Source organism: Pseudomonas sp. LjRoot71, assembly GCF_964253255.1.
Classification (GTDB): domain Bacteria; phylum Pseudomonadota; class Gammaproteobacteria; order Pseudomonadales; family Pseudomonadaceae; genus Aquipseudomonas.
On the sequence record NZ_CAXURA020000001.1, the window covers coordinates 517,121 to 543,157 of the forward strand.

Here is a 26,037-nt window from a genome sequence, read left to right on the forward strand (position 1 = left end):
ACTTGCCTACCCTGACGCCACCGCACTACCTGAGCAAGACAGAGGCAAAGCCAGGCGATGAAAACCACACGGGTCAAACTGGGCGATCTTTCCGTTGGCTTTGTCGACAACCTGGCTGATGCCATGCGCCACTGCGGACACAACCCGCAGCCCCTGCTCGACAGCTACGGCCTGGATGCCGCACGCCTGGCAGAACCACGCGCACGGCTGTCGATCCCGCGCTATATGCGCCTGGGCCATACCGCCATCCAGCAATGCAATCAGCCCGGACTCGGCTTGCTGATGGGCCAGGCCAGCCGTCTGAGCCAGATCGGCCTCGCCGGCGTGACCGCAGCGCAAGCCCCGACCGTGCGCGAGGCGGCGCGCGCGCTGATCCGCTTCGAACCGCTGTATGCCGCCAACTACCGCGGCCAGTCGAGCCTGCATGAGGACCATCAGGGCGCCTGGCTGCGCTTCTATTCGATCAGCCCGTATAACGCCTACAACCGCTTTGTGGTCGATTCAGTGCTGGCCAGTTGGGCGCAGCAATTGAGCCGGCTGGCGCAACAGGCCCTGCCAGTGGAGAAAGTGCAGATCGAATTTCCTGCGCCGGACTATGCGTCGCAGTACGGCGGATTATTTGCCTGCCCGGTGGAGTTTTCTAGCGAGCATAACCAGCTGCGCTTGAGTCAGCAGAGCCTGAACCTGCGCAACCCGGAACACTGTTCAAGTACCTGGCGGCACCTGCTGGAAATCTGTGAGCGGGAACTGACGCAGCTGACCCGCACACGCAACCTGCGCGAACGCATTACCCAACTGCTCGGCCCGCTGCTGCACGGCCGCGAGCCCGACTTGGCGGAAGTTGCCGCGCGCCTGCAACTGCCGACCTGGACCTTGCGGCGCAAACTGGCCGAGGAAGGCACGCAGTTTCGCAGCATCCTCAACGACACCCGCCGCGACCTGGCCATGGCCTATATCCGTGACACCGAACTGGCCTTTGGTGAAATCGCCTACCTGCTCGGTTTTGCCTCCGCCGAGGCGTTTCAGCGCGCATTCAAACGCTGGAATCAGCAAACCCCGGGCGAATATCGCCGTGAGCAGCGCCGTGCACTCTAAAACGGCTCAAAGCTCGGTGGCGTCTTCCTCGCGCTCCGGCACATCCTGCTCGGTGGCGCGAGCTTCCAGCAGCTCTTCTTGATAATCGTCCATTGCCTGTTCCTCCCACTCGATATGTCAGCAACCGCTCATTGCACAAACAAAGAGCATGCCAATCAAGCTAGAGCAGGCAGATGAACGCAAGATGACAGGTTGTCGCGCGACAACCGAAAAGCTGCCGCAATTAAATGACGGGCAATAAAAAACCCGCTGATATCGCTATCAGCGGGCTTCCTATATATGGCGCAGCGGACGGGACTCGAACCCGCGACCCCCGGCGTGACAGGCCGGTATTCTAACCGACTGAACTACCGCTGCGTGTCGGTGGACTTGCGTCCGTAGAACTCTTGCTTCGTCTGATAAATCAGCCCTTAGGGCTTTTTCATCTCAACCTGAGCTAACCCAGGCTGGAAAATATGGCGCAGCGGACGGGACTCGAACCCGCGACCCCCGGCGTGACAGGCCGGTATTCTAACCGACTGAACTACCGCTGCGCGTCGGTGGACTTTCGTCCAATTCACAAGAGTGGTGGGTGATGACGGGATCGAACCGCCGACCCTCTGCTTGTAAGGCAGATGCTCTCCCAGCTGAGCTAATCACCCGCTGCTTGCGAGGCGCGAAATTTACGCAAGGCCCGCACCTAAGTCAACACCCTGCTTAAAGTTTTTCTAAAAAAGTGTAAAAACTGCTGCCCTTCACAGGTGCCATTGAAGAGCTCGCCATACCCTTATTGCGCCACCCGCAGACTTAACCGAGCTGCGACCTTATTGTCATCCGCGCGATCCAACCCGGCTTCGGCGATTTGCACGCCCTGCTCTTGCAGCACGGTGAACCAACGCAGCAACTGAGCAAAGGGGGCCGGTTGCAGGTTGAGCTGCAACGCACCGTCGCCGGCATTGTCCAGCCGTTCGATGGTCAGCCCCTGAGTCGCTGCACTGGCAGTCACGGTGCCTTGCAGGCGCGCCGGATCAATACTCTGCTGCGGTGCACTGGCCAAGCCGCGTGCCGCCGGCGCCTGGCTCTGCAGATAGGCATGCAGTTCGCGCTGCGTTTCAAAGGCACTGCGCGCGGCCTGCAAACGCTGCTGCGCGGGTTGCCAGAGCGTCAGGTAAAGCAGCACTAGCAACAGGAACAGCGCCAGGCTGCCGAGGGCGAGCTGTTCACGGGAAGCCAGGCTGCGCCAACGCTGCACCAGTTGCGAGTTATCCAGCTGCGCGGTAAAACCCTTGCTTTGCGAAGTCATGCTCATCCTCCAATCACCACGCGCGCGCTGACACCTGCGCCTTCCCGACTGGCCGAGCCCAGCTGTACCGCCAGACCGCTTTCCTGCAAACGCTCACGCAGGCGTTCCAGCTCAGCAAACCCCGGAGCCTGCACCTGCATGGCCAGATCCCCGCGTACCTCGCTGAAATCCACCTGACTGATCTGCACCTGCCCACCCGCCATTGCCCCACTGACCTGAGCGAGCAGGCCGAGCAGACGATTGTGTCCGGCGCCGGCACTGCCCTGCAGATGCTGATCAAGCTGCGCACGCAGATTGACCAGCTTGCTGTCCTGCGGGAACAGCTCCTTGTACAGCGCCGCGCTGGCCGCCGCGTACTCATCCGCCTGACGTTGCAGATGCCAGGCCTGAGCCAGATTGAAGCCCCACTGCAACACCAGCCACATGCCCACCAACCCCAGCAGCGGTCGCCAGCGTTGCCATTGACCGCCACTGGACTGAACAGCGAACTCACCTTGCGCCAGGTTATTGCGCAGTGGTTGCTGGGCCAGCCAAACAAAGGGATCCGCCAGCGCCATCGTTTCATCCACTGGCTGCGGCGCGCGCTGCGGCGCATCACACCAGGCCACCTGCGGTTGCGCGCACAAGGGGCTCAGCTGCGGCCAGTCCTGCGCTTGCAAGGCCATCCGCGCGACATTCTCACCGCCCAGCAACCAGCGCCCGTGCAGTGACAGCAGCGCCGTTCCCGGCCCAGGCAGCAGGTCGGCATCCACGGCAATCGCCTGGGGTGGCACTGCACACAAGGCCAGCCAGGCCGATAACCAACTGCGGCGCACGGCAAACACACGATGACGGCCATCGGCCAACGGCTCACCCAGGGCCAGATGCATCAGTTCGACCTCTTCGGCGAGCATTTCTTCCACCGCAAATGGCAGCGCCTGACGCAACCAGCGGGCCTTGCGCGTTGGCAGATTGACCGCACAGGACGTCACCGCCTCGACGGGTAATACAAGGGTCCAGTTGCCAGCCAGCTGCGCTTGCACCGCCTCGAACACCAGGGTTTCGCTCACCCCGGCCACCACCCGCTGCACCGGCAGTTCGGCCTGTACCGCGCTGCACGCGGCCGGCGGCAGGAACACATAGGTCTGACTCATGGTTGCACTTCCTCGACAGGCACTGGCGCCATTGCACCCTGCCCCAGATCACGGGCTAGAACATATACGCGGCCATCACTGGCGCGTTGCACGGTGCTGCGCAGAATCTGCCGGCGTTCGCCGACCGTGACCTCGCTCACCACCTGAAAATACTGGCTACCCACTGCCAGGCCCTGGCTTTGCACCTGCAAACCGCTGAGCTGGGCCATAAAACTCGGCAGATCACGATAGCCCTCGCTGCCCCGCGCAGCGACCAACCCCTGCGCTGTACTCAGCGGTAGCCCTTCTGCCAGGCTGGCCAGCACCCGCGCACTGGCAGTGTTGACGTTGAGGGTGGCATCGGCCGGCAAAGCGCTGACATAAGGCAGCAAGCGCTGATAATCCGCCTCGCTCATTTCCAGCAGCAGGCGCAATTCGGACACATCAGCCAGCTCGCGGTTGCCAGCCCGATAAGGCGGTTGGGCCAGCAGGTACTGGTTATCTTCGGCGCCGTAACCGCCATTGGGCTGGTCATCGCCATCCAACCAGTCGAGCAGACGTTCGGCGTAAGGCGTATCGATCTGCAAACCGAGCAACAGGCGACGCAATTGCCCGACTGCCGCCTCGTTGGGCTGGCCCTGACGCAACAGGCTGTTGAGGTTGAAGCGCCCTGTCGGATCGCTGATCTGCACCCGCAGCGCACCGCCTTCATCCAGGCTAAACGGCGGGCGCGGTTTGGCCCAGACCTCGGCGAGATGATCAATTGGTGCACGCGGGTCGCCCTGGCGCAGGTCGCGCTGCAAGATGGCCTTGGCCAGGGTTTCGCCGCCCAGGGCGTACTGCCACGCCTGACGCACATGCAACTGATTGGCGCTGCTGCGGATCGACAGCTGCTGACGCGCGATGATCCCGGCACTGACCACCGTGACCACAACAACCACGAGCAGCACGGTGATCAGTGCCATACCCCGCTGCTGCCTCATGGCTGCACCTGCGCAGCCGATTCATCACCCGCGTCACCAGGGTCGGCAGGATTCTCGCCCGGGGCTTGTTGCGCCAGACGCTCGGGCAAACCTTCCGGCAGGCGCAGCAGACGCCGCACCTCGCCATAACGGCGATGCTGCAAGACCAGCTCAATGGCTTGCGGCAGCACCTTGAGTGCCTCGTCAGGGTTCTTTTCCAGCGGCGGCCAGCTGCTCTGCCAGAGACCTTGCTGATCCAGATAACGCAGCTGCAGCTGTGTCACACCATCCAGTGCCTGCTGAATCTGCGGCTGGCTGTCCTGCGCCTGGTCCAGCACCGTCCAGTAGCGCCGCTGCCATTGCTCACCACTGAGCTGCCAGCGTACCCGTTGCAAGCTGGCCCGCGGCTGCCCAAGCGGATTGCGCCAGCCGCTGCGGGTCAGTTCCAGCGCCGGGCTTTCCAGGTCTTCACCGAGCAGGGCCGCACGCGGATCACCAAACGGATCACGCGTCGGACGCACCTGCACTTGCAGCACATCCCGCTCAAACGCCGCCATAGCCCGCACCAGCTCACGCAGTTGCTGTTCGTGGGCGCGGGTGACCTGGTCGGTTTGCAACACACTGTCGAGCATGCGGTAGGTGCCCAGGCCCAGCAATGCAAAGATGGCGATGGCAATCAGCAGTTCGAGTAGGGTGAAACCGCGCGCCACCCTCATTGCATCACCCCGAGAAAGCCATTGAGGCTGACCACGGCGCGCTCACGCACCTCGCCTGCGGCACGCTCCGCAGGCATGGGGGCGACCCACAAGGTCACGCGGCGCATATCCGGCTCGCTGGTGCCCTGCACCTCGCTTTGCCACTGCCAGCGGCGCCCGGCGAACTCCACCTCACCCTGCTCACGGCCATCCGCCACCGGGCTTTGCGACAACTGCAGCTCCGTCAGGCGGTTATCGGCGATCCACATGGCCAGGGTTTTCTCTTCCAATCGCGAGGCGGTTTGCAGGCTATGCGCTGTGGCGCTCAACACGCTGGCCGCGACCAGGGCGAAGATCGCCAGCGCCACCAGCACTTCAAGCAAGGTGAAGCCCTGCACACGCTTCATCGGCTGCGCCCTGCCGGTTGTTCAATCTCGACCTTGGGCAGCTGAAAGCCATCACTGGCCAGTTGCAAGCGCAGGCCATTGGCCCGTCGCTCGTGCAAGCGCACACGAAACGGGCTGATCTCGCCACTGGATAACAACAGCAACTGCGGCACCAACGCACCTTTGCGCGCAGCTTCACCTTCGGGCGCTGGCAACTCCAGCGCCGTGCCTTCCAGCTCAACACTGAGTTCGGCCCAGGTTGGTAAGGCATGGGGTTTGTCATTCAGCGTCTGCCATTGCTGCTTGAGCGGCTCATAGCGCAGCACCTGATAGGCCTCGCGGCTGAGCAACAGGCCGTACTCCTGGTTGTCCAGTACGGCCTCTTCGGCGAGTACACCAATCAGCCCGGCCAGCCGTTCAGCTTCGTTATGCAACTCGCGTCCAGGGCCGGCAATGCCCACGCTGAGCACCGCAATACCGATCAGACTGCCAAGAATCACCAGCACCACCAGCAGTTCGATCAGGGTAAAGCCCCCGGCCGGGCTCGGTTGCTGGCGCATAAGAATCAGAGATCCCAGTTACCGATATCGGCATCCTGATCGCTGCCGCCTTCCTTCCCGTCAGCGCCCAGGGAATACAGGTCGAAAGCCCCCTTGGTGCCCGGCGCCAGGTATTGGTAGACGTTGCCCCAAGGGTCAACCGGCAGGCGCTTGAGGTAACCGTCACGGTTCCAGTTCTTCGGCTGCGGGTTACCGGAAGGCTTCTTCACCAGCGCTTCCAGGCCCTGCTGGGTGCTCGGGTAGGCATGGTTATCCAGCTTGTACATGTCCAGCGCGGCCGCTACGGCCTTGATATCGCCCTTGGCCACGGTGACCTTGGCCTGATCGGGCCGACTCATCACCTGCGGCACCACCAGGGCAGCCAGAATCCCCAGAATGACCACCACCACCATGATTTCGATCAGCGTGAAACCGGATTGACGCTTATTCACTGCTTACCCCACCAACTGATTGAGAGACAGAATCGGCAGCAGAATGGCCAGTACGATCACCAGCACCACCGCCCCCATAAAGACCAGCATAAAAGGCTCGAACAGCCCCACCAGCAGTGCCACCTGGGCACCCAGGTCGTTTTCCTGATTGCGCGCTGTGCGCGCCAGCATCTGGTCCAGCTCACCCGAGCGTTCGCCGCTGGCGATCATGTGCAGCATCATCGGCGGAAACTGCCCGCTGGCCTCCAGCGCACGGGTCAGGCTGCCGCCCTCGCGGACCTTCTGCGCAGCAATCACCACATCGGCGCGAATCACCCGGTTGGCGATCACCTGCGCACCAATACCCAGGGCTTCAACCAACGGCACGCCGCTGCGAGTCAGAATCGCCAAGGTCGAGGCAAAACGCGCGCAGTCAGTAGCGCGAATCAAGCGTCCCACCAGCGGAATGCGCAGCAGAAAGCCATGCCAGCGCGCCTTGAGCGCGTCATCACGCAGCGCCCAACGCAGGACGAACACACCCAGAATGACGAGAATCACTGCCAGCCAGCCCCAGCCCTTGACCCAATCACTCAGGGCAATCAGACCGCGCGTGAGCGCCGGCAGGGTTTGTCCGGAATCGATAAACACCCGCACCACGTCCGGCACCACATAACCGAGCAGAAAGCCGACGATCAGCAAGGACGCGCACATCAGAATCAGCGGATAAAGCAGCGCCAGCTGAATTTTCTGCCGCGACTGCTGGCGTTGTTCGGTGTAGTCAGCCAACTGCTCCAGCACCGGGCCCAGATGACCGGCATGCTCGCCCGCCGCCACGGTGGCGCGGTACAGCTCAGGGAAAGCCGAGGGGAATTCTTTCAGACTGCTGGCCAAATCATGACCTTCCAGCACCCGCGCACGCACCGCCAGCAACATGCTTTGAATGCGCGGCGAACTGGCCTGGGCAGCCGCCGCGCGCAGGGCTTCCTCAATCGGCAACGCCGCTTGCACCAGAGTCGCCAGTTGCCGGGTGATCAGCGCCAGATCGCGGGCGGAAATACCACGAGCAAAACTGAAGTGCGAACCTGCGCCAGTCTGTTCACGGGTGCGCGTGGCTTTGACATCCAGCGGCGCCAGCTGGCGCTCACGCAGAATCTGCCGCACCTGACGCGCGCTGTCAGCTTCCAGCACGCCCTTCTGCTGACGCCCCTTACCGTCGAGGGCGAGGTATTCGAACGCGGCCATTATTCTTCTCGCGTCACGCGCAGCACTTCCTCAACCGTGGTCGCCCCTTCCAGCACCTTGCGCCGGCCATCCTCGCGGATGCTCGGGCCGAGGCTGCGGGCGTGACGGGTCATGTCCTGCTCGGAGGCGGCGTTGTGAATCAGGGTGCGCAGGTGGTCGTCGAACACCACCAGCTCGTAGATGCCGGTTCGACCGCGATAGCCCTGCTGATGACAGTGCGCGCAGCCACGGGCGTGATAGAGGGTTGGCGGCGTTGCCGAGGACACGCCAAGCAAGGCGCACTCGGCTTCGTCAGCCTGATAGGCCTCTTTGCACTGCGGGCAAAGCACCCGCACCAGGCGTTGCGCCAGCACCCCGAGCAGGGATGAGGACAACAGAAACGGCTCGATGCCCATATCCACCAGGCGGGTAATCGCGCCGATGGCGCTATTGGTGTGCAGGGTCGAGAGCACCAGGTGGCCAGTCAGCGAGGCCTGCACGGCGATTTCGGCGGTTTCCTTGTCGCGAATCTCACCGACCATCACCACGTCCGGGTCCTGCCGCAGAATGGCACGCAGGCCACGGGCGAAGGTCATGTCGACCTTGGAGTTGACCTGGGTCTGACCGATACCTTCGAGGTGGTATTCAATCGGGTCTTCGACGGTGAGGATATTGCGCGTGCGGTCATTCAGGCTCACCAGGCTGGCGTACAGCGTGGTGGTCTTACCCGAACCGGTCGGCCCGGTGACCAGCAGAATGCCGTGGGGTTTACGCACCGTGGCTTCCATCAGGTCGCGGTCGCGCACGCTCATGCCCAAGTGCTGCAAATTCAGGCGACCGGCCTGTTTATCCAGCAAGCGCAGCACCACCCGCTCGCCATTGGCCGACGGCAGGGTCGAAACCCGCACATCCACCTCGCGGCCGCCGACTTTCAGGGAAATTCGCCCGTCCTGAGGGATGCGTTTCTCGGCGATATCCAGGCGCGCCATGACCTTGATCCGCGACACCAGCAACGCCGCCAGTTCGCGCTTGGGTTCCAGCACCTCACGCAGAATGCCGTCCACGCGGAAGCGTACGACCAAGCGTTTTTCAAAGGTTTCCAGGTGAATATCCGAGGCGTTTTCCTTGATCGCCTCGCCGAGGATGGCGTTGATCAGGCGGATGATCGGCGCATCGTCTTCCTGCTCCAGCAGATCCTCGGTTTCCGGCACCTGCTCGGCCAAGGCGGCCAGGTCAAGACTGCCACCGATGTCCTCGGCCAACTGCATGGACGCCGAATCATGCTGATAGGCCTTGCCCAGGGCCTGTTCGAAAGCCTCTAGCGATAGCGCCTGCAATGGCAGCTGTACGCCGGCAAAACGTTGCGCCTCGGCCAATGCCACCGGGTCAACGCCTGGCCGGTAGGCCAGACTCGGCACACCGTCAGCATTCAGCAACAGCACCCCTTGGCGCTTGGCAAAGCTGAATGGCAGACGCCTTGAGGGCACTTCGATAAGCAGCGCATTCATTCGTAACATGCCTTTAGCACAGTAACCCGACGCCGCGTAACGGACGCCAAACGCAGGACAGCAAGCCAGGGTTCTGTGAATTAATTGTTGTAAGTTGGCGGAAATAGCATGAAAACAGCGCGCTATCTTTAGCACATTGAGCGGATCGACACACTACCCCAACGGGGGGCTGCCAAATGCCCGGCAAGTGTCTATGATCAGCGCGCGATCCACGCCACATAATAATAAGTTCCGGAGTGACGCCCCTTGCCCTTTTTGGCTTCCCAACGCTGGCTGCAGCGCCATGCCACCACCCTGGTGGGCCTTGCGCTGGTAACCGCCATGAGCGTCAGCCTGGCCTGGCAAAGTGCCGATTGGTTGCGCCTGCTACGCACCCCGGCGAAAACGACTGAAACCTCGGCGCACAGCGCCCAAACCACTGCGCAGCCCACTGAAATCGGTCAGCTGTTCGGCACCAGCAGCGTGGCCAACGACAGCCCCGCGCCCAACACCACCCTGCGTCTGACCCTGCTCGGCAGCTTTGTGCATGCCGACCCGCAGCGCTCCAGCGCGATTATTCGCAGCGAAGGCAGCAGCGCCCAGCGCTACACCATCAACAGTGAAATCAGCAGCGGTGTACGCCTGCATGCCGTGGCCGCCGACCGCGTCGAGCTGTTACGCAATGGCCGCCGTGAAAGCCTCAGCTTCCCCATCAGCAACTCAGCGACCAGCAGCCTGCAAAGCAGCACCAGCGAGGTTGTGGCCGACCCGCTGGAGCAGCTCAGCGAACTGGAATCCGATGACCTGGTCCAGCTGCGCGAACGCATGGACGCCCTGCGCCAGCAGATGCAGGCCTCCGGTAGCGTGCCGGACAGCCCAGAACCCACCGAACAGCCCACGGAAAACAACTGACACGATGACCCCGACTCTTTCGCGCCTTACCTTTGCTTTGTTGGCTGCGGGCCTGGCTTGCAGCCCACTGCCGCTGAGTGCTGCCGTTACTGCTGTGGCGCCCAGCGCCAGCCAGCAGGAGGAAAGCTGGACCATCAATCTCAAGGGTGCCGATATCCGCGAATTCATCGATCAGGTGGCGCAGATCAGCGGGCAGACCTTTGTCGTCGACCCGCGGGTCAAGGGCCAGGTCAGCGTGGTGTCCAACAGCCCACTGACGCTGACCGAGGTCTATCAGCTGTTTCTTTCGGTGATGGCCACCCACGGTTTCAGCGTGATTACTCAAGGCGATCAGGCGCGCATCGTGCCCAACGCCGAGGCCAAGGCCGATGCGGATGCCGGCCGCAGCGCACCGGACCGTCTGGAAACCCGACTGATCCAGGTGCAGCACGGTTCCGCCACCGAGCTGATTCCGCTGATCCGTCCACTGGTGCCGCAGTATGGTCACCTGGCGGCCATCACCACGGCCAACGCAATCATCATCAGTGACCGCACTGCCAACATTGAGCGCATTGAAGACCTGCTGCGCCAGCTCGACCAGAAAGGCCAGAATGACTACAGCGTGCTCAACCTGCAGCACGCCTGGGTCATGGACACCGCCGAAGTGCTGCGCAATGCCGTGGATCGCGGCCAGGCCAAGGGTGCGTCGGGCACTCAGGTGATCGCCGACGGCCGTACCAACCGCCTGATTCTGCTCGGCCCGCCGGCCGCGCGGGCCAAACTGGTGGCCCTGGCCCAGTCACTGGACACCCCCACCAGCCGCTCAGCTAACACCCGGGTGATTCGCCTACGCCATGGCGATGCCAAGAGCCTGGCGGAAACCCTCGGCGAGATTTCCGAGAAGCTCAAACCGGAAGCCGGCGGGGAAACTACCGGCAAGCCGCAAACCATCCTGATTCGCGCCGACGAAAGCCTCAACGCCCTGGTATTGCTGGCCGAGCCTGACGTGGTGGCGACTCTGGAAGACATCGTGCGCCAGCTGGATGTGCCGCGCGCCCAGGTGATGGTTGAAGCCGCGATTGTCGAAGTCTCCGGTGATATCAGTGACGCCCTGGGCGTGCAGTGGGCGGTGGATGCCCGCGGCAGTACCGGCGGCCTGGGCGGCACCAATTTCGCTGGCACCGGGCTGTCGATTGGCCGGGTGCTGCAAGCGATTCAGGATCGCGACAGTGATACCGACAACAACACCCTGAACAACCTGCCCGATGGCGCCATCATCGGCCTGGGCACTGATGACTTCGGCGTACTGATCACTGCACTGTCGGCCAACAGCAAGAGCAACCTGCTATCCACGCCGAGCCTGCTGACCCTGGATCACCAGAAAGCGGAAATCCTCGTCGGGCAGAACGTGCCCTTCCAGACCGGCTCCTTCACCACCAGCGCCTCGGGGGCCGACAACCCCTTCACCACCATCGAGCGCCAGGACATCGGCGTGACCCTCAAGGTCACCCCGCATATCAACGAAGGCGCCTCCCTGCGCCTGGAGATCGAGCAGGAAATCTCCTCCATCGCCCCCACCAGCCAGGGCGTCAATGCGGTTGACCTGATCACCAACAAGCGCTCGATCAAGAGCACCATCCTTGCCGAGAACGGCCAGGTCATCGTGCTTGGCGGGCTGATTCAGGATGACGTCACCCAGGCCGACTCCAAGGTGCCGCTGCTTGGCGATATTCCGCTGATCGGAGCACTGTTCCGCTCGACCAAGGAAACCCGCATCAAGCGCAACCTGATGGTATTCCTGCGCCCGACCGTGGTACGCGATGGTGCCGGCATGGCCGCACTGTCCGGCAAGAAGTACAGCGATATCCGCGTACTGGGCGATGTGCGTGAGGACTACCGCCCAGGCATTCTGCCGAGCAACCCAAACCACCTGTTCGACAAAGCCGAGCCCGGCGCCATCGACCTGCGCGAGTAACCCTCTCGCGTTCAGGAGAGGGCCATGCCCGCGAACAACCATCGCAAGCATGGGCCGCTCTTACAGAAAAAACAGCAGAAAATAAAAAGGCCTCGGTATCACTACCGAGGCCTTTTGCGTTGCAGCGTCTGACGCTTATTTGTCTTCGTTACGCTGGTGCTTGAAGAACACGCCGTTGTCACCGAAGGCCGAGGCGATAAAGGCCGAAGTCAGCTCCATCTCACCGATCTTCACTGCACTGTTACGCCGCTGGGTGGCGTAGCTGCGACTGATCGATGGGATGATCGAGGTCTTGATCTCCATCGAGGTGGCGTACACGTCATAGACCTTGGTGCCTGCATTCAGGGTCAACAGGTCGGCACGGAAATCGTGCGGTGTGCTGGCGAAACGATTGCTCAGCTCAGTACGCGGCACAAAGTAGATCTGCGTCGGCGCCTTGGGCTTGGCCACAGCGGCGCCCGCCTGAGTGACTTCTGCCATGTCGTTGAGCAGCAACAGCGTCGGCTTGAGGCTCACTGCCGAGAACAGGATGGTCGTGCCCAGGGTGTCATTGGCTTCCGGCACCACGTACTGCGACAGCTCGTTGGCGAAGAAGTTATGGTTATTGCCCTGCCCGCTCAGGGTGTACAACGCGGACACGTTCTCCGACGGTTTGCCATCGACAAAGGCCTTCCACGCCAAGCCTGGGGCAAAACCGCGGTCGGCCGGATCACCGGTCACCGACAAACGCAGCAGGCCATTGTCGGAGCCCTGGAACAGCCCGCTGTAGGGGTTGTTCGGCACGGCAACGAACTTGACCTTGGCCATCACGCCATGCGGATGGATCGGCTTCTCATAACCGGCAGGGGCCACGTCGCTGCGCACCTTGACCTTGTTCCACAGGATCGAGCCAATCAGCCCGCCAACATTCACCGGCTGCAACGCCGGCAGCTTGTCCGCCGCGTACTGGGTGCGCAATGCGCCGTTGACCCAGAGGTTTTCCTGCTTGTTGGCACCCGGCCAGCTTTCATAATCCGCCGGGATGTTCAGACCCCAGGGTTTGAAGGCGTTCTCCACCCCAACCAGGCTGGCTTGCAGCTGCGGATTGTGACGGCGCAGCACATCAACCATGGTGGTGTGTTCGACCCAGTCGATGCCTTCCGGGGTATACACCTCAGGACGATAGTCCTTGGTGTAGAAGCGGTCGGTCATCAGGCGGCGCGAAGCGTTCATGATAAAGATCTGGAAGGCCGTTTCGCCGAAGGCAAAACCTTCCGGGCGCACGGTTTCAGCGAGCATGCCCACCAGGGTGTCGATGCGCTCGATGTTGTTGCCGTAGATGCGCTTGAGCTCAGCCAGGGTCGCGGCGTCCTTAGTCAGGTCCTCGAACTTGGTGATCGGGTTGAGACCGATCTGCCGACGGAACTCGTTGTAGCGCGGTACACCACGCTCACGGTCACGCAGCACGTCGATGGCGGCCAGGTCGATATCACCAACCAGCGGCATCGACAGGTTGCGCAGGAAGTTCGGGTAGTTGTTCAGCGTCAACGAACCCGGATTGGTGATACCGAAGGAGTACCACAGACGCTCCGGACGCTCGACATTGAGCAGGTTCTCGGCATCACGGTCGCGGGTGTTCTGCACAGCGATGGTACGCGACACCTGGTTGGAGCCGATGTCATACACCTGCACGTTGTCGCGCATCAGTGGGTGCATGCGGTACACCGCAACGAACTCTTCGGTGAGGGTGAATGGCACGCCGTAGTTATTGGGTGCAGTGGAGCCGACGATGCCGGTCAGGGCGTGGTCGATGGCGCTGTTGCCAACACCCGGCGCAACATTCGGGTCGAAACCGAGGATGCGTTTGACGAACGAGTCGGACTTGGCCAAATCCGCTTGCAGCATGCGCACTTCGGCCTGGAAGTCATCGCGCGGGCCGCCCTGGCCGAGCAGGCCCCACCAGTTGGAGTACATGGCCCGCTCGGTGATCGGGTTGGCGATCACCGCCGGAGTCCACTCCACGGTGTGAATCTTGGCCATCAGCGCCGAGTTGATCAGCCGCGCGCGGTCGTACAGCCACTGATCGCTCTGCGTCGGGTACTTCTGCTTGAGTTTGCTGGCGATGGCGTTGTGCTCAAGGGTGAACAGCTGATGCAGCATGCTCAGCCCAACCCACCAGTTTTCGTTGAATCCGGTGACCGGCTTGCCGCTGAGCAGTTCGCTGGGCAGGGTGCCGTTGGCATTGACCTTGAGCTTGCCATCAACAAACGAGCGGACTTTGTCATTGGTGGCCTTGTTGCTGCCGTAGAGCTGCGAACCATCCCACCAATGGGTGTTGTGGTTGCGGTAGGTCTGCGGCTTGCCCGCGTCGGCGCTGCTGCGGCTCGGGTCAGGCTGGGTACGCTTGACCGACATGCTGCCACTGCCCAACACATCGCCCGGCGGCAGCGGGAACTGGATCGGATCGGCATCGGCATTCGGGCCATGGTCGAACCAGTCATGGACCATGAACTGAATCCAGGCGGCGGCAATAAAGTTCAGGCTGGGGGCTGGCTTGAACTCGCCACGCGCCATCAGCTTGTTACTCACCTCACGCGGGTTGGGGGTCAGCAGCGTGCTGGTTTCACCATGGGTGACCGCCGGGTTGACGTTGCGCCCGAAGCGCCGGTACACCGAGCCCTCGGCCGGGTTGCTGAGAATGTTACAGGTGCCATCCTCGGTGCGGGCCGCCAGGCTGCGGGCGTCACAGGTGATTTCGGCGTTGTAGCCGGCATAGCGTTCAACATCGAAGAGGTTGTTCTCGAACAACGACTGGCGTTCGACCGCCAGCACCAGTAGTCCGGAGACTACGCCCAGCGTTCCCAGCTTGGTCAAAGCTGGCCAGGTGACCCATACCGACATGGCAATTGCTCCCGTTTTTATTGTTGTACGGACAAGGCGGCTACCGACATAGCAGCGCAGGATCAAGCCTATTGGTCGTGCTGACGCAACGCCCCCCTCCCGCGGAGGGGTGGTCGCCAATCAGTCGGTGGGAAGGTGGGGGTCTAGCTGAGTGAGGCGCGCGGCCGTACGGCGAGAATCGCCTCGGTGCGGCTGGAGACATTGAGCTTGGAGTAGATGTTCTTCAGGTGCCATTTGGTGGTGGACAGGGCAATACCGGTCTTGTCGCTGATCTGCGTGTTCGACAGCCCGCTGAGCAGGCACTCGAACACCTCCACTTCCCGCCCGGTGAGCAGGCCACTGGCCAGTGGATCAAACGGCGGCACGGTCTGTTCACCCTGCAGGAATTCAGCATAATGCTCGCGATACTTGTCTGGCACGGCGAGCAAACCGGCCTGTACCAGACTCAGCACACCCGCAGCAAAACCAGGGGCCTCATCAAATACCGAGCGGTTGATATTGACGATGCCATGGGCCTCCACCAGACGGCTGAGCGCCTCCAGTTGTTGGGTTTTGCTCTGTGTGGGCGCAGCCAAGACCAGTTGATTGGCCTCGACGATCAGCAGTCGCGCGCGCATTTCACTGCGCTGCAGCGCCGCACCGAGCACCTTGAGAATCCGCGCCGCCTGCACCTGCGCACCGCGCGCCTGCAACCAGTAGACGCAAGCAAGCCCCAGGCGCTCCCAGCTTTCATCATAAGGCCGCACCGTTTCCCACTCCCCGGCCTGCAAACGCGCCAGCAGCTCATAACGCTGGGCCACCGCGTCCATGGCGGCTGCCTTACCGCCAAGCCAAGCCTGACGCATGCTTTCCTGAGCCACCTGGCTGACAAACCGCGCATAGTTGCCCAGTTGCAGGATGCATGACAGTTGATCCAGCAAGCGACTGGCCCGTGCGTGCTGCTGACGCCGGTGCAACAGCCGCGACAGGGTGATGTAAACCGTGGCAATCGCCTCGGTGGCCGAAGACGAGTTGACCATCGCCATCAGCTCATCGCACAGCTGTTGCGCCTCATCCAGCTGATTCTGCTCGTAGAGCACCACCACCATTGCCGTGGCGCGGTTGACCCAGGCCGGCGAGGCCGGATCGGTGCCCTGATAATCCAGACACACCTGCTTGCGTGCGTGAGTGGCGCGCCCGGCATTGCGGTGGCACAGGGCGATGATCAGGTCGGTGTAGCTCTCCAGAAAACTGTGCCCGCATTGCGCCAGCAGTTGCTTGGACTCACTGGCAAAGCGAGTGGCCTCTTGCAGACGCGCAGCCAGCAGGTGCTGGTAGGCAATCACCGCCAGAGTACAGGCGCGGATTTCCAGATCCTGCCCTGGCCCAAGCAGCTCACGCCAGGTCGGCGGCGGCTCAAAGTCCTTGTCCTGTTCGAACAAGCCAAGCAGCAGAGCGAGAAACTGCCGCGTAGCCGGCTCCAGGTTCGCGCTCGGTGCGCGCTCCTGTAGGTCATCGAGTAATTCCAGGTGGTAATGCGCCTGATGAAAACGCCGCGACAGTGACAACGCGGCAATCAGCCAGCCCAAGAGCTTAGGCTGAGCCAGCAGCAGCGCTTCCGGCAACGGCTCCAGCCAGCGCAGGATGTCACCGAACTGGCCGCTGCGAACCCAGGCCGCGCAGCTCTGCTCCAGCAGCCCGAGAAACAGCTGCTGACCCGCACAGTGGCGGGCATGTTGCAAAGCCTGCTCATGCGCGCCCAAATGCATGAAGTAATCCGCCGCGCGGCTGTGCAACTGATCCAAACGGGCGTATTCCTCAATCAGCAGGCGCCGGCAGAGAAAGTCCTGCAACAGCGCATGGAAGCGAAAGCTGCCGGGCTGGTTTTCCACTGGCAGCAGGAACAACTGCCGCTCAGCCAGTTCCTCCAGTAACAGCGCCGAGCCCGTGCGCTGCAGCACATGGTCACAGAGCGCACCGTCAAATCGCTCGAACAACCCGCAACAAAGGAGAAACTCACGCAGCGGCGGTGGCAACTGCCGCAGCACCACATGGCCAAAGTAATCGACGATTTCCGGCTGGCTGCCGTTGAACCGTTGCAATGCCTGGGTGCCGAAACGCGCATAGGCCAACAAGGCGATCTTCACCCCGGCCACCCAGCCTTCGGTCATACCCAGCAGGCTGTCGAGGTAATCCGGATTCAGCGCCTGCCCGCCCAGGTGGTGGTTGAGCTGCTGTACCTGCTCGGCGGACAGGCGCAAGTCGTGCTGATCAATACACAGCAGGCGGTTTTCCAGCTTCAGCTGGCTCAGAGCAAAGCCTGGGTGATTGCGGCTGGCGATGATCAGATGAACATGGCTCGGAAGCTGCTCCAACAGCACCGCCATCACCTCCAGAATGCTGCGCGACTCGATCCACTGAAAATCATCGAAGGCGATAAACAGCGGCCCGTCGACCCGCTCCAGCGCATCGCCGAACAACTCGCCCAGCAAGCGTGGTGACAGGCTGGACGCCAGCGCCAGCGGGTTGAACCAGGACGTATCGAAATCACTGACCTGGGCGCGAATGCCTTCGGCCAGATGGCGGAAAAAACACAGTGGGTCGTTGTCCCGCGCCTGTAGCGGGTAATGCACCAGCGTCGCCGCACAGCGAGCACGCCAATGCTGCAGCAAGGTCGACTTGCCGGAGCCCGCCGGGGCCAGCAACAAGGTCAGGGCAAAATCTTCACTGCGCCCCAGCAGGTCCAGCAGACTCTGGCGGAGCACACCATTGGCAGACAAAACGCACGGTTGAAGTCGGTCCATCAGGCAGACCCTGTTCTTATTATTGTCGCGCGGTCAGACGCCGCGCCTGGCGATGGATGCTAGCGCCTGTGCAGGGAGAAAATTTGAAGTGCGTCAAAGTTCGCCTGCGGCTAGCCAAAGGTTGGCCCAAAGTTGAGCACGCCATCAGATAGCGCGAAGCAAGAAAAAGCCGCTGGTAAACAATCGAACACCTGGCGGGCCGCCCGCCAGGTGCTGGGAGTGGCTTAGAGCGCCGCCAGACCGCGCGCCAGATCCGCCTGCAGATCAGCCAGGTCTTCAAGACCGACGGCAACGCGGATCAGGTTGTCACGAATCCCGGCATTGGCCCGCTCGGCCGGTGTCAGACGGCCATGGGAAGTGGTCGCCGGATGGGCAATGGTGGTCTTGGTATCACCGAGGTTGGTGGTGATGGAAATCACCCGCGTGGCATCAATAAAGCGCCAGGCGGCCTCTTTGCCGCCCTTGACCTCAAAGCTGACCACGGCACCGAAGGCACTCTGCTGACGCTTGGCCAGTTCATGCTGCGGATGGCTGGGCAAGCCTGCGTAATACACACGCTCAATGCCTGGTTGCTGCTCGAGCCATAACGCCAGTTGCAACGCGCTGGCGCAATGCGCCTGCATGCGAATGCGCAGGGTTTCCAGACCCTTGAGGAAAACCCAGGCATTGAACGGGCTGAGCGTCGGCCCGGCGGTACGCAGAAAACCCACCACTTCGGTCATCAGCTTGACCGAACCGGCGACCACGCCGCCCATGCTGCGGCCCTGGCCGTCGATATATTTGGTCGCCGAGTGCATCACCACATCGGCACCGAGCTTCAACGGCTGCTGCAACGCCGGGGTACAGAAGCAGTTATCCACCGCCAGCAGCGCGCCTTTACTGTGGGCAATCTCGGCCAAAGCCGGGATGTCCACCAATTCGGCCAGCGGGTTGGACGGCGACTCGACAAACAGCAGCTTGGTGCTGGGTTTGAACGCAGCGGCCCAGCCGTCGAGATCTGCCAGAGGCACGTAGTCGACCTGCACGCCAAAGCGTTTGAGGTACTTCTCGAACAGGCTGATGGTCGAGCCGAATACACTGCGCGATACCAGCACGTGATCGCCAGCGCTGCACAGACTCATGACAATCGCCAGAATCGCCGACATGCCAGACGCGGTGGCTACTGCCTGTTCGGCGCCTTCCAGGGCGGCGATGCGTTCCTCGAAGGCACGCACCGTCGGGTTGGTGTAGCGCGAGTAAACGTTACCCGGCACTTCCCCGGCAAAACGCGCAGCCGCGTCGGCCGCCGAGCGGAATACATAGCTGGAGGTCGGGTAGATCGCCTCGCTGTGCTCACCTTCGGGTGAGCGGTGCTGGCCGGCACGGACCGCCAGGGTGTCGAAACCGACGCCGTCCAGATCACTGTCCAGACGCCCGGCTTGCCATTCATTCATCATTGCCAATTCCTTCAACCGGCCCGCCACAGCGGGCCGGGCTGCAACCTAGTTGTTATACAGGTCGATGATTGCACTGACCGCCTGCGACTTGGCCTTAGTGGCGTCGTTACGCGCCTGCTCGATACGGTTCAGGTAAGCCTCATCGACATCACCGGTGACGTACTTGCCGTCGAACACCGCGCAGTCGAAGTTGTCGATCTTGATCTTCTTGCTGCCGCTGACCGCTTCGATCAGATCCGGCAGGTCCTGATAGACCAGCCAGTCAGCACCGATCAGCTCGCAGACTTCCTCGGTGCTGCGACCGTGGGCGATCAGCTCGTGCGCGCTGGGCATGTCGATGCCGTAGACGTTCGGGTAACGCACCGCCGGTGCCGCCGAGCAGAAATACACGTTCTTCGCCCCGGCTTCGCGGGCCATCTGGATAATCTGCTTGCAGGTGGTGCCACGCACAATGGAGTCATCCACCAGCATCACGTTCTTGCCGCGGAACTCCAGCTCAATGGCGTTGAGTTTCTGCCGCACGGACTTCTTGCGCGCCGCCTGGCCCGGCATGATGAAGGTACGGCCGATGTAGCGGTTCTTGACGAAGCCTTCGCGGAATTTCACGCCCAGGTGGTTGGCCAGTTCCAGCGCTGCGGTACGGCTGGTATCCGGAATCGGGATAACCACGTCGATGTCATGATCCGGACGCTCGCGCTGGATCTTCTCGGCCAGCTTCTCGCCCATACGCAGACGCGCTTTGTACACCGAGATGCCATCCATGATCGAGTCCGGACGTGCCAGGTAAACGTGCTCGAAGATGCACGGCGCATATTTCGGATTCGCGGCGCACTGGCGGGTAAACAGCTTGCCTTCCTCGGTGATGTATACCGCTTCACCTGGCGCGAGGTCACGGATCAGGGTGAAACCGAGCACATCGAGTGACACGCTTTCCGAGGCGATCATGTATTCCACGCCCTCGTCGGTGTGACGCTGACCGAAGACGATCGGGCGGATACCGTTAGGGTCGCGGAAGCCGACGATGCCGTAACCGGTGATCATCGCCACCACCGCATAACCACCCAGGCAGCGCTCGTGCACATCGGTCACAGCGGCAAACACGTCTTCTTCGGTGGGCTGCAACTTGCCGCGCTGGGCCAGCTCGTGAGCGAACACGTTGAGCAGCACTTCCGAATCGGAGTTGGTGTTGACATGGCGCAGGTCCGACTCGTAGATCTCCTTGGCCAGCTGCTCGACGTTAGTCAGGTTGCCGTTGTGCGCCAGGGTGATGCCATACGGCGAGTTGACGTAGAACGGTTGCGCTTCGGCCGAGCTGGAACTGCCCGCAGTCGGGTAGCGCACGTGACCGATGCCCATATGGCCGACCAGGCGCTGCATGTGCCGCTGCTGGAACACATCACGCACCAGACCGTTATCCTTGCGCAGGAACAGGCGACCATCATGGCTGGTGACAATACCGGCAGCATCCTGGCCGCGGTGCTGGAGGACGGTCAGCCCGTCATACAGCGCCTGATTGACGTTCGATTTACCGACGATACCGACAATGCCGCACATGTGACGCAACCCCTACTCAATGAAACACGATGATTCGCAATGCACTTACGGCAGCTTTGGCTGCAGCAGCGCCTCTTTGAACGGTAACTCCACCGGCGCTGTCACGCCGCTGGCAAGCCACTGACTGGACATCCCCAGAATCAGGTTTTTCGACCAGTCTGCAACCATCAGAAAATGTGGCAGAAGTGCTGACTCCTGCCACCAGCTGTCTTGCTGCACCGGGGCCAGGCTGATCAGCCCAACCAGCACCACGACCAGCAGGCCACCGCGCGCCGCGCCGAAGACCATGCCGAGAAAGCGATCAGTGCCCGACAGACCGGTCACCCGTATCAGTTCACCAATCAGATAATTGACCAGAGCTCCCACCAGCAGGGTGACTACAAATAGAATGGCGCACCCTGCAATCACGCGCGCCGAGGGCGTATCGATATAGTCCACCAGGTGCTGCGACAACGCGCCGCCGAACATCCAGGCGACCACGCCAGCAATGATCCAGGTAAGCAGCGACAGGGCTTCCTTGACGAAGCCTCGGCTCAGACTGATCAGACTTGAAATGGCGACAATGGCGATGATCGCCCAATCGACCCAGGTGAATGCCACGATGCAGGTTACCGACGGGAAAGGCGCTGCATTTTAGCAGAGCACCTACAAAGGGAGTAAGCAAAGGATTCACCAACCGCTGAAATGCCCGGCCAATCCGGCGATTTGCCTGAACTGACAGGGCCTATCAAGCCGATTGATCAGCCTGCTTCTGGCTGAAAGCGCACCACAAACCCATTGAGCTTGTGCTGACGGTTGAGCTGATCACGCAGGCGATCCGCCTCGGCACGCTCAATCAGCGGCCCGACAAATACCCGGTTCATACCATCGACGCTGCGGATATAGGCGTTATAGCCCTGACTGCGGAGGGTTTTCTGCAGTTTCTGCGCACCCTCGCCACTGGACAGACTCGCCAACTGCACCGACCAGCTGATCGGCAGGCTATTGGCATCCAGCTTGGTCTGCGCAGCAGGTGGCGCGGCCACTGGCGCAGCAGCAGGCGCCGGCACTACGGCAGCAGCGGGTTGTTCAAGCGACGGTGCCTCGACCGGTTCCAGACTTTGTGGCGCATCGGGAGCAACCGGCTCATCTGGCAGCAACTGTGGCTCAGGCACAGCCACTGGTTGCACCTCAATATTGGGCATTTCAGGCACAGCCGGCATTTCGGGGGCATCTACCTGTACCCGACGCGACTCGTCTTCACGCGATAACAGCATGGGCAGGAAGATCACTGCCAGCGCCAGCAACACCAGCGCACCGACCATGCGCTGTTTCAATCCTTTATCCAGCAAAGCCATCCTGCACGCCCCCATTGGCTTGGCGGGCCAGCCAATCCAGGGCCTCGGCCACGCAGTAGAAAGATCCAAACAGCAGCACTTCATCGCCATCGGCGGCCTGTTCGCACTGAGCTTCCAGTGCCGCCTGCACGCTGGCATAAACAGCTACTTGCGCACCACAGCGTTGCAGATGCGCCTGCAACTCGGCGGCTTCACGACTACGACTGGTCGGCAATGGCGCCACTGCCCAGTTATCCACTTCGCTCAACAAGGGCGCCACCACACCACCCAGATCCTTGTCGGCGAGCAGGCCAAACACCGCCAAACGCTTGCCAGGCAAGGCTCGCGCGGACAGACGCTGAGCCAGATAGTCAGCCGCATGGGGATTATGCCCAACATCGAGCAGCAGCGTGAGTGACTTACCCTGCCAATTGAGCGATCTGCGATCCAGTCGCCCGGTCACTCGCGTCTGCTGCAGTGCCTGACTGATCACTTCGGGCTGCCAGGGCAATTGCATCACTGCGTATGCCTGCAAGGCCAATGCAGCGTTTTCCATGGGCAGATCAAGCAGCGGCAATTGACTCAGACGCAGCACTTCCCCCTGGTGATTAAGGCCACACCAGGACCAACTTTGCCCATCAATATTCAGGTCGTAATCACGACCACGCAGGAAGAATGGCGTATCCAGCAGCGCAACCTGGTCAAGCAGCGGCTGCGGCGGATCGATATCGCCGCACAAGGCCGGTTTCGCAGCACGCAGAATACCTGCCTTCTCGAAGGCGACTGATTCACGGCTATCGCCAAGCCAGTCGGCGTGATCGATGCCAATGCTGGTAACCACGGCAATATCAGCGTCCAACAGATTCACCGCATCCAGGCGGCCACCCAGGCCCACTTCCAGCACCAGCGCATCCAGACCGGCTTGCTGAAACAGCCAGAACGCCGCCAGGGTACCCATTTCGAAATAGGTCAGTGAGGTGTCGCCACGCGCCGACTCGACCACGGCAAAGGCTTCGCAGAGCTGGGCATCAGTTGCCTCAACACCGGCAATCTGCACCCGCTCGTTGTAACGCAGCAAATGGGGAGAGCTGTAAACACCAACCTTGAGCCCCTGCCCTTGCAACAGCGAGGCAATAAAGGCACAGGTCGAGCCCTTGCCATTGGTGCCGGTGACGGTGATCACCCGCGGAGCAATCCTGGCCAGACCCAGGCGCTGCAACACGATCCGCGAACGCTCCAGCCCCATATCAATGGCGCTGGGGTGCAGTCGCTCCAGATAGCTCAGCCAATCGGCAAGGGAACGTTCAGTCATGCAGTCGCCGGCAGCGCAACAGGCGATGGCAGCCCCATCAGCTGGGCCAATAGACGCGCCAGACGCGGACGCAGTTCGGCACGGTGAATGATCATGTCGATGGCGCCATGCTCCAGCAGGAACTCACTGCGCTGGAAGCCTTCCGGCAGTTTCTCGCGCACGGTCTGCTCGATCACCCGCGGGCCTGCGAAGCCGATCAGCGCACGGGGCTCGGCAACAATCACGTCACCGAGCATGGCCAGACTGGCAGACACGCCGCCGTACACCGGATCGGTCAGCACGGAAATAAACGGAATACCTTCTTCACGCAGACATGCCAGCACAGCCGAGGTTTTGGCCATCTGCATCAGCGAGATCAGCGCTTCCTGCATACGTGCACCACCGGACGCGGAGAAACACACCAGCGGGCAACGCTGCTCCAGCGCGGCATTGGCGGCACGCACAAAACGCTCACCGACGATGGCCCCCATGGAGCCACCCATAAAAGAAAACTCGAATGCACAGGTGACCACCGGCATGCCTTCCAGGGTGCCACGAATGGCAATCAGAGCGTCTTTCTCACCGGTCTGCTTCTGCGCACCGACAAGGCGATCCTTGTACTTCTTGCTGTCACGAAACTTCAGCCGGTCAACCGGTTCAAGCTCGGCCCCCAGCTCTTCTCGGCCATCAGCATCAAGGAAGATATCCAGCCGCGCACGGGCATCGATGCGCATGTGGTGATTGCACTTGGGGCAGACGTCCAGGGTCTTTTCCAATTCGGGCTTGTACAACACCGCGTCGCAGGACGGGCACTTGTGCCACAGCCCCTCGGGCACCGAACTCTTCTTGACCTCGGAACGCATGATCGATGGGATCAGTTTATCTACCAACCAGTTGCTCATGCTCTTGACTCTCCAACGCTGTTAACCGGGCGGGCTGCGCTATATGCGACCGGGCCTGCCAGGGAAAATTCATGAGTACAGCCATTTCAGGGGCCGGTGCCAGCACCAGCCACCTTTAAATGACCGCCTGCAGTGTTCATACAACCTGCAACAGGGTTATGGACGGCCAAGCCAGCGGCGTCGTCACATCCCCCAGCACCACTCAAACGCGCCTGACTGCCTGCATGAACGCGTTGATCTTCGCCGCGTCCTTGATGCCTTTAGCTGACTCAACACCACCACTGACATCCACCGCGTAGGGACGCACCTGAGTAATGGCTTGCGACACATTCTCGGCCGTCAGGCCACCGGCCAGAATCACCGGTTTGTTCAACTGTGCCGGCACCAGCGACCAATCGAAAGCCTCGCCCGTACCGCCCGGGATACCTGGGACATAGGTGTCCAAAAGTACGCCGCTGGCATTCTTGTACAGCGCCACCTGCGCAGCAATGTCATCGCCCGGTTTGACCCGCAACGCCTTGATATAGGGGCGGTGAAAACCATCACAGGCGGCCGGGGTCTCGTCACCGTGGAATTGCAGCAAGTCGAGTGGCACCGCATCAAGAATTTCGCCCAGCTCACAGCGACTGGCATCAACGAACAAGCCAACCGTAGTCACAAAAGGCGGCAAGGCAGCAATAATGGCCCGCGCCTGCTGCACGCTGACCGCCCGCGGGCTCTTGGCATAAAACACCAGACCAATCGCATCCGCGCCCGCCGCTACTGCGGCCAGTGCATCCTCTATGCGGGTAATGCCACAAATCTTGCTGCGAACGGCTGACAACAGGAAGACCTCAGTAAATTCAGTGAAAGCCGGATGCTAGGGTTTGTTGGCGCATCTACGCAAGCTGCACACTCACAAAAGCACAGCAGCCCGTGGTTGATGCGCGTCAGATATCGACGGCAACGTCCGGTAAACCAGAGAGGAAATGCGGCCCCAGGTAACGTTGGGGCAAGTCGAACTCCTTGGGATAGTCGACCTGCACCAGATACAGCCCATAGGGATGCGCAGTCACGCCCCCGGTACGCCGCACGCGAGTTTCCAGCACTTCCTGCGCCCATTCCACCGGCCGCTCGCCCGCACCAATGGTCATCAGCACACCGGCAATATTGCGCACCATATGATGCAAAAAAGCATTGGCGCGGATATCCAGCACAATAAATCGGCCATGCTGGAGTAACTCCAGGTGGTGCACCGTCTTGATTGGCGATTTGGCCTGACATTGGCGCGCGCGGAACGCACTGAAATCGTGGGTACCGATAAAACACCGCGCCGCCTGGCGCATGCGTTCGATATCCAGAGGCCGGTGATTCCAGGTGACCTCTTCAGCCATATGCGCCGGGCGAATCTGGTCGTTATAAATCACATAACGGTAACGCCGCGCCTGGGCGCAGAAACGCGCATCAAAGTGCGCGGGCATCGACTTGGCCCAGGTCACGCTGATATCACCGGGCAAATTCATGTTCGCCCCCATCACCCAAGCATGCATGGAGCGCTCGACCGGTGTATTGAAATGCACGACCTGGCCACTGGCATGCACCAGCGCATCGGTACGCCCGGCACAACTTAAGGTTACGGGAACACCGCCGGCGACTTTCGCCAGGGCTTTCTCCAACGACTCCTGGATTGAAGGCACACCGGCGCGCTGGCGCTGAAAGCCGCGATAGCGCGAACCCTTGTACTCGACACCCAGAGCTATCTTGAAAACGCCAACGGCAGCCGAGTCGGCTGCCGTTGTAGTAAAACCATCAGACATGTA

At 61.5% G+C, this 26,037-nt stretch carries 22 protein-coding genes and 3 tRNA genes; 3 read left to right on the top strand and 22 right to left on the bottom strand.

Annotated features, from left to right (window positions below; all coding sequences use genetic code 11):
* Window positions 1-57: 57 nt before the first annotated feature.
* A complete protein-coding gene (locus ACSQ17_RS02500; protein WP_436067453.1) occupies window positions 58-1,095 on the top strand; it encodes an AraC family transcriptional regulator in 1,038 nt (345 codons plus the stop codon).
* A 280-nt stretch (window positions 1,096-1,375) separates the two neighbouring features.
* On the opposite strand, the gene ACSQ17_RS02505 is transcribed toward ACSQ17_RS02500, so the two are convergent.
* From ACSQ17_RS02505 to gspE, 12 genes are all read right to left on the bottom strand, one after another.
* Window positions 1,376-1,452, bottom strand: a tRNA-Asp gene (locus ACSQ17_RS02505).
* Window positions 1,453-1,551: 99 nt separating this feature from the next.
* Window positions 1,552-1,628 (bottom strand) — tRNA-Asp (locus tag ACSQ17_RS02510).
* A gap of 32 nt (window positions 1,629-1,660) precedes the next feature.
* Window positions 1,661-1,736, bottom strand: a tRNA-Val gene (locus tag ACSQ17_RS02515).
* A 125-nt stretch (window positions 1,737-1,861) separates the two neighbouring features.
* Complete coding sequence (locus tag ACSQ17_RS02520) at window positions 1,862-2,383, bottom strand: type II secretion system protein M (protein ID WP_436067454.1); 522 nt, start codon at window positions 2,381-2,383, stop codon at window positions 1,862-1,864.
* The gene (gene gspL / locus ACSQ17_RS02525; protein WP_436067455.1) at window positions 2,380-3,510 is read right to left on the bottom strand and encodes a type II secretion system protein GspL; all 1,131 of its coding nucleotides are present in this window, start codon (window positions 3,508-3,510) and stop codon (window positions 2,380-2,382) included. Before gspL ends, ACSQ17_RS02520 begins: the two co-directional genes overlap by 4 nt.
* On the bottom strand, window positions 3,507-4,472 hold the full coding sequence (gene gspK / locus ACSQ17_RS02530) for a type II secretion system minor pseudopilin GspK (RefSeq protein ID WP_436067456.1): 966 nt from the start codon (window positions 4,470-4,472) through the stop codon (window positions 3,507-3,509). The genes gspL and gspK overlap by 4 nt, the downstream gene beginning before the upstream one ends.
* Entirely contained in the window at window positions 4,469-5,167 is a 699-nt protein-coding gene (gspJ, locus tag ACSQ17_RS02535) for a type II secretion system minor pseudopilin GspJ (protein ID WP_436067457.1), read from the bottom strand. Before gspJ ends, gspK begins: the two co-directional genes overlap by 4 nt.
* Window positions 5,164-5,553 (bottom strand): type II secretion system minor pseudopilin GspI, encoded by a 390-nt coding sequence (gspI, locus tag ACSQ17_RS02540; protein ID WP_436067458.1) that lies wholly within the window; start codon window positions 5,551-5,553, stop codon window positions 5,164-5,166. Before gspI ends, gspJ begins: the two co-directional genes overlap by 4 nt.
* Window positions 5,550-6,092, bottom strand: a complete 543-nt coding sequence (gene gspH, locus ACSQ17_RS02545) for a type II secretion system minor pseudopilin GspH (RefSeq protein ID WP_436067459.1) — start codon at window positions 6,090-6,092, stop codon at window positions 5,550-5,552. Before gspH ends, gspI begins: the two co-directional genes overlap by 4 nt.
* Window positions 6,093-6,097: 5 nt before the next feature.
* On the bottom strand, window positions 6,098-6,523 hold the full coding sequence (gene gspG, locus ACSQ17_RS02550; protein WP_257778607.1) for a type II secretion system major pseudopilin GspG: 426 nt from the start codon (window positions 6,521-6,523) through the stop codon (window positions 6,098-6,100).
* A 3-nt stretch (window positions 6,524-6,526) separates the two neighbouring features.
* Window positions 6,527-7,744, bottom strand: a complete 1,218-nt coding sequence (gene xcpS, locus ACSQ17_RS02555) for a GspF family T2SS innner membrane protein variant XcpS (RefSeq protein WP_436067460.1) — start codon at window positions 7,742-7,744, stop codon at window positions 6,527-6,529.
* Window positions 7,744-9,231, bottom strand: coding sequence for a type II secretion system ATPase GspE (gspE, locus tag ACSQ17_RS02560; RefSeq protein ID WP_436067461.1), 1,488 nt, complete (start codon window positions 9,229-9,231; stop codon window positions 7,744-7,746). Before gspE ends, xcpS begins: the two co-directional genes overlap by 1 nt.
* 246 nt (window positions 9,232-9,477) lie before the next feature.
* On the opposite strand from gspE, the gene ACSQ17_RS02565 reads away from it, so the two are divergent.
* Both ACSQ17_RS02565 and gspD read left to right on the top strand, forming a co-directional pair.
* The gene (locus ACSQ17_RS02565; RefSeq protein ID WP_436067462.1) at window positions 9,478-10,122 is read left to right on the top strand and encodes a type II secretion system protein N; all 645 of its coding nucleotides are present in this window, start codon (window positions 9,478-9,480) and stop codon (window positions 10,120-10,122) included.
* A gap of 4 nt (window positions 10,123-10,126) precedes the next feature.
* Complete coding sequence (gene gspD / locus ACSQ17_RS02570; RefSeq protein ID WP_436067463.1) at window positions 10,127-12,076, top strand: type II secretion system secretin GspD; 1,950 nt, start codon at window positions 10,127-10,129, stop codon at window positions 12,074-12,076.
* Between the two features lie 135 nt (window positions 12,077-12,211).
* Here gspD and ACSQ17_RS02575 read toward each other — a convergent pair whose 3' ends face one another.
* From ACSQ17_RS02575 to truA, 10 genes are all read right to left on the bottom strand, one after another.
* Window positions 12,212-14,956: a peroxidase family protein gene (locus ACSQ17_RS02575; protein ID WP_436067464.1), complete on the bottom strand. Its 2,745-nt coding sequence runs from the start codon at window positions 14,954-14,956 to the stop codon at window positions 12,212-12,214.
* 143 nt (window positions 14,957-15,099) lie between these two features.
* Window positions 15,100-17,739, bottom strand: a complete 2,640-nt coding sequence (locus ACSQ17_RS02580) for a LuxR C-terminal-related transcriptional regulator (RefSeq protein ID WP_436067465.1) — start codon at window positions 17,737-17,739, stop codon at window positions 15,100-15,102.
* A gap of 224 nt (window positions 17,740-17,963) precedes the next feature.
* Window positions 17,964-19,175, bottom strand: coding sequence for an O-succinylhomoserine sulfhydrylase (locus ACSQ17_RS02585; protein ID WP_436067466.1), 1,212 nt, complete (start codon window positions 19,173-19,175; stop codon window positions 17,964-17,966).
* Between the two features lie 45 nt (window positions 19,176-19,220).
* Complete coding sequence (purF, locus tag ACSQ17_RS02590) at window positions 19,221-20,729, bottom strand: amidophosphoribosyltransferase (RefSeq protein ID WP_257778887.1); 1,509 nt, start codon at window positions 20,727-20,729, stop codon at window positions 19,221-19,223.
* Between the two features lie 45 nt (window positions 20,730-20,774).
* Window positions 20,775-21,329, bottom strand: a complete 555-nt coding sequence (locus ACSQ17_RS02595; protein WP_436067467.1) for a CvpA family protein — start codon at window positions 21,327-21,329, stop codon at window positions 20,775-20,777.
* Window positions 21,330-21,469: 140 nt separating this feature from the next.
* Window positions 21,470-22,066 carry an SPOR domain-containing protein gene (locus ACSQ17_RS02600; RefSeq protein WP_436067468.1) on the bottom strand — a complete coding sequence of 199 codons (597 nt, stop codon included), beginning with the start codon at window positions 22,064-22,066 and terminating at the stop codon, window positions 21,470-21,472.
* Window positions 22,050-23,357 carry a bifunctional tetrahydrofolate synthase/dihydrofolate synthase gene (gene folC / locus ACSQ17_RS02605; RefSeq protein ID WP_436067469.1) on the bottom strand — a complete coding sequence of 436 codons (1,308 nt, stop codon included), beginning with the start codon at window positions 23,355-23,357 and terminating at the stop codon, window positions 22,050-22,052. Before folC ends, ACSQ17_RS02600 begins: the two co-directional genes overlap by 17 nt.
* Entirely contained in the window at window positions 23,354-24,238 is an 885-nt protein-coding gene (accD, locus tag ACSQ17_RS02610; protein WP_436067470.1) for an acetyl-CoA carboxylase, carboxyltransferase subunit beta, read from the bottom strand. Before accD ends, folC begins: the two co-directional genes overlap by 4 nt.
* A 202-nt stretch (window positions 24,239-24,440) precedes the next feature.
* Window positions 24,441-25,061: a phosphoribosylanthranilate isomerase gene (locus tag ACSQ17_RS02615; RefSeq protein WP_436067471.1), complete on the bottom strand. Its 621-nt coding sequence runs from the start codon at window positions 25,059-25,061 to the stop codon at window positions 24,441-24,443.
* Window positions 25,062-25,167: 106 nt separating this feature from the next.
* Window positions 25,168-26,034: a tRNA pseudouridine(38-40) synthase TruA gene (truA, locus tag ACSQ17_RS02620; protein WP_436067472.1), complete on the bottom strand. Its 867-nt coding sequence runs from the start codon at window positions 26,032-26,034 to the stop codon at window positions 25,168-25,170.
* Window positions 26,035-26,037 lie beyond the last annotated feature (3 nt).

Bases quoted from the DNA above. Each gene is read 5' to 3' on its own strand.
- ACSQ17_RS02500 (WP_436067453.1), top strand. From the start codon at position 58: ATGAAAACCACACGGGTCAAACTGGGCGATCTTTCCGTTGGCTTTGTC.
- ACSQ17_RS02520 (WP_436067454.1), bottom strand. From the start codon at position 2,383: ATGAGCATGACTTCGCAAAGCAAGGGTTTTACCGCGCAGCTGGATAAC.
- gspL (WP_436067455.1), bottom strand. From the start codon at position 3,510: ATGAGTCAGACCTATGTGTTCCTGCCGCCGGCCGCGTGCAGCGCGGTA.
- gspK (WP_436067456.1), bottom strand. From the start codon at position 4,472: ATGAGGCAGCAGCGGGGTATGGCACTGATCACCGTGCTGCTCGTGGTT.
- gspJ (WP_436067457.1), bottom strand. From the start codon at position 5,167: ATGAGGGTGGCGCGCGGTTTCACCCTACTCGAACTGCTGATTGCCATC.
- gspI (WP_436067458.1), bottom strand. From the start codon at position 5,553: ATGAAGCGTGTGCAGGGCTTCACCTTGCTTGAAGTGCTGGTGGCGCTG.
- gspH (WP_436067459.1), bottom strand. From the start codon at position 6,092: ATGCGCCAGCAACCGAGCCCGGCCGGGGGCTTTACCCTGATCGAACTG.
- xcpS (WP_436067460.1), bottom strand. From the start codon at position 7,744: ATGGCCGCGTTCGAATACCTCGCCCTCGACGGTAAGGGGCGTCAGCAG.
- gspE (WP_436067461.1), bottom strand. From the start codon at position 9,231: ATGAATGCGCTGCTTATCGAAGTGCCCTCAAGGCGTCTGCCATTCAGC.
- gspD (WP_436067463.1), top strand. From the start codon at position 10,127: ATGACCCCGACTCTTTCGCGCCTTACCTTTGCTTTGTTGGCTGCGGGC.
- ACSQ17_RS02575 (WP_436067464.1), bottom strand. From the start codon at position 14,956: ATGTCGGTATGGGTCACCTGGCCAGCTTTGACCAAGCTGGGAACGCTG.
- ACSQ17_RS02580 (WP_436067465.1), bottom strand. From the start codon at position 17,739: ATGGACCGACTTCAACCGTGCGTTTTGTCTGCCAATGGTGTGCTCCGC.
- ACSQ17_RS02585 (WP_436067466.1), bottom strand. From the start codon at position 19,175: ATGATGAATGAATGGCAAGCCGGGCGTCTGGACAGTGATCTGGACGGC.
- purF (WP_257778887.1), bottom strand. From the start codon at position 20,729: ATGTGCGGCATTGTCGGTATCGTCGGTAAATCGAACGTCAATCAGGCG.
- ACSQ17_RS02600 (WP_436067468.1), bottom strand. From the start codon at position 22,066: ATGGCTTTGCTGGATAAAGGATTGAAACAGCGCATGGTCGGTGCGCTG.
- folC (WP_436067469.1), bottom strand. From the start codon at position 23,357: ATGACTGAACGTTCCCTTGCCGATTGGCTGAGCTATCTGGAGCGACTG.
- accD (WP_436067470.1), bottom strand. From the start codon at position 24,238: ATGAGCAACTGGTTGGTAGATAAACTGATCCCATCGATCATGCGTTCC.
- truA (WP_436067472.1), bottom strand. From the start codon at position 26,034: ATGTCTGATGGTTTTACTACAACGGCAGCCGACTCGGCTGCCGTTGGC.